The sequence below is a fragment of the Tersicoccus solisilvae genome (assembly GCF_014643255.1).
GTDB classification, from domain to species: Bacteria; Actinomycetota; Actinomycetes; order Actinomycetales; family Micrococcaceae; genus Tersicoccus; species Tersicoccus solisilvae.
Map to the genome: position 1 here is coordinate 1 of NZ_BMJI01000079.1, position 584 is coordinate 584.

Below are 584 nucleotides of genomic sequence, written 5' to 3' on the forward strand. Positions count from 1 at the left end.
TGGCTCCAAGAACAAGGAGCTGGCACGGGCGACCGGCAAAGGTGTGCACTGCGGTAACCTGCTGCCCAACGTGACTGCACCTGTGTGCGGTATGAACGTACACACCACAGGTGTGAAGCTGGAAAAGGCATAAGGGGAGGCGAAGATGACTAAAAGATATGTGATGGTGCACGACGAGAATAAGTGCATCGGCTGTCAGGCCTGTAACGTCGCCTGCCGCAGCGAAAATGGTGTACCTGAGAGCGTAACCCGCCTGCAGGTACGGGTAGAAGGCCCATTTGGTGATGCGCCGCATCTGCACTTCAAGTATCACAGGGTTTCCTGTCAGCAGTGTGAAGATGCTCCTTGCGTCAAGGTTTGTCCTACTGGGGCGGCCTATGTGGGCGAGGACGGCATTATTTCCATCAAGGCGGAGAAGTGTGTCGGCTGTATGTACTGTGTGGCGGCCTGCCCCTACAAAGTGCGTTTTATGAACCCGGAAACCAAGGTGGCCGACAAGTGCAACTTCTGTAAGGACACCCGTCTGGCGCGCGGCGAACAACCCGCCTGTGTGACCGTATGTCCTACCGATGCCCTGGTGTTTG

General features: G+C 56.3%; 1 protein-coding gene. It reads left to right on the plus strand.

Translation table 11 applies throughout. From position 1 onward, the window contains the following. Positions 1-163: 163 nt before the first annotated feature. Positions 164-584 (plus strand): 4Fe-4S dicluster domain-containing protein (locus IEX22_RS16340; RefSeq protein ID WP_368855337.1); only part of this gene is annotated, 421 nt, incomplete at its 3' end.